Source organism: Ideonella azotifigens (genome assembly GCF_006519715.1).
In the GTDB taxonomy this organism is placed as follows: Bacteria; Pseudomonadota; Gammaproteobacteria; order Burkholderiales; family Burkholderiaceae_C; genus Ideonella; species Ideonella azotifigens.
This window is the reverse complement of record NZ_VIDT01000770.1, coordinates 1-2,375: the sequence shown is the minus strand read 5'-3', so window position 1 is coordinate 2,375 and position 2,375 is coordinate 1. Positions and strand designations below refer to the sequence as shown.

At 69.5% G+C, this 2,375-nt stretch carries 1 protein-coding gene; it reads left to right on the top strand.

Annotated features, from left to right (window positions below; all coding sequences use genetic code 11):
• Window positions 1-2,375 (top strand): PEP/pyruvate-binding domain-containing protein (locus FKP22_RS27450; protein WP_141291140.1); only part of this gene is annotated, 2,375 nt, incomplete at both ends.

Here is a 2,375-nt window from a genome sequence, read left to right as displayed (position 1 = left end):
GGAGGCCGCGGTGCTGGCCAGCTTCGACCGCCATTTCCCGGCCGACGCGCTGGTGGCGGTGCGCGCCTCGACCATCGGCCACCGGCTCGACGAGAGCGAGGACTCGGCCGACAACCCCTTCGCCGGCATGAGCGAGACTTTTCTCTACGTGCGACGCGAAGAGGTGCTGGCGAAGCTGCGGCTGTGCTGGGCCAGCGGCTTCAGCGCCGAGTCGCTGGTCTACCGCCAGGCCCAGGGCATGGACCTGCTGGGCTTCAGCGTCGGCGTGGCGGTGCAGCAGATGGTGCTGGGCCAGCGCTCCTTCGTGCTGTTCACCGTCAACCCGCGCACCGCCGCGCGCGAGACGGTGATTGCCGCCGGCCACGGCATCGGCGAGGGCGTGGTGCAGGACAAGGTTGCGACCGATCACTTCTTCGTGCACGGCAGCAGCGGCGAGATCCGCGCCGAGGTGGTCGAGAAGACCGAGATGCTGGGGCTGGACCCGGCGCTGGGCAGCGGGCTGGCGATGCTGGCCGTGCCGCTGGCGCTGCAGCAGGCGCCGGTGCTGTCGGACGACGAGGTCCGCGCGCTGGTGCAACTGGGCCGGCGCATCGAGGCGGTGTTCGGCGCGCCGCAGGACATCGAGGGCACGATAGACGCGCAAGGCCAGGTGCATGTGCTGCAGTCGCGCCCGATCGCGCTGGACTACCGCCGCATGCGCGTCTGGACCAATGCCAACGTGACCGAGAGCTTCCCCGGCGTGACCACCGCGCTGACCTACTCGTTCTCGCGCTACTTCTACCGCGTGATCTTTCACGACTGCTACCGCCGGCTGGGCATGAGCGAGCGCGGGCTGCACGATGAACACGAGGCGCTGGACCGCATGATCGGCTTCGTGGGTGGCCGCGTGTACTACTGCCTGACCCACTTCTACCACCTGCATTCGCGCAGCCCGCTGTTCCCGGTCTTCCGCGGGCACTGGGAAAAGATGATGGGTTTCCGCGCCTCCTACGAGGCGGCGCCCGCCGGCATTTTCGGCCGCGCGCTGCGCGCCACCGGCAAGGCCCTGGCCACCGCGTCTGCCGGCGCGGTGGTGCTGTACCGCTACTTTACGCACGAACGCGCGATGCGCCATTTCCACGGGTGGTGGGAAGGCCTGATCGCGCCGCTGCGCGGCCGGGACTTCGACGAACAGGACCTGCTGGTGCTGGAGCACGAGTTCCATCGCGTGTGGCGCGAGGTCGGCAATGAATGGGGCGTCACGCTGCTGAACGACACCTACCTGCCGGTGCTGTATGGGCTGACCGAAAACCTGTTCCGGAAATGGGGCCTGGCCGAAGACGAGGCGCTGATGAGCGACCTGCTGTGCGGCGACGAGGACCTGATGAGCGTGGAAATCGTGCGCAGCGCCGTGCGGCTGGCCGAGCGGGTGCGCGCGGTGCCTGCGCTGCGCCAGGCCTTTGCCCACATGCAGCCGCAGGCGCTGTGGGACGCGGTGGCAGCCGACGCGCTGGACACCGAGTTCTGCGCCGCTGCCAGGCGCCATTGCCACCGCTACGGCGACCGCGGCCTGCAGGAGCTGAAGATCGAGCAGCCCAACATGCGCCACACGCCGCAGTTGCTGATGCAGATGGTGCAGGGCTATGTGGGCGGCGAGGTCACGGTGCAGGGCTTGCGCGAGCGCGAGCAGGCGCTGCGCCAGGCGGCCGAGCTGCGGCTCAAGGAATTGCTGGCCGATGCGCCGCTCAAGCGCCTGGTGCTGGCCTACCTGCTGCCCAAGGTGCGCGGGCTGATCCGCCACCGCGAGAACAGCCGCTATTGCCGCAGCGAGCTGTTCGGTTTCAGCAAGAACGTGTTCCGGGCCATGGGTCGGCGGCTGGTGGCGCAAGGCGTGCTGCGCAGCGCCGACGATGTCTACCACCTGTCGCAGGACGACTTGTTCGGCTGGCTGGACGGCAGCGGCGTGACCCAGGACCTGCAGGCGCTGGCCGACCTGCGGCGGCGAGAATTCAGCCAGAACGAGTTGGCCGAAACCGCGATGGACCTGACCACGCTGGGCCCGCTGCGCGACAACGTGCTGCTGGCGCCCAGCCAGGAAACGCCCACCGAAGGCGAGCTGCGCGGGCTGGGCTCCAGCACCGGCAAGGTCCGCGGCCGGGCGCGGGTGGTGATCGACCCGAACAGCGTGGGCGCGCTGGGCGAGGGCGCCATCCTGGTCGCACGCGAGACCGACCCCGGCTGGCTGTTCCTGATGCTGTCGGCCAAGGGCATGGTGGTGGAGCGTGGCAGCATGCTCTCGCACACGGCGATCACCGGCCGCAAGTTCGGCATCCCGACCATCGTCGCGCTGGCGGGCGCGACCACGCGCATTCCCGATGGCGCGCTGATCGAGATGG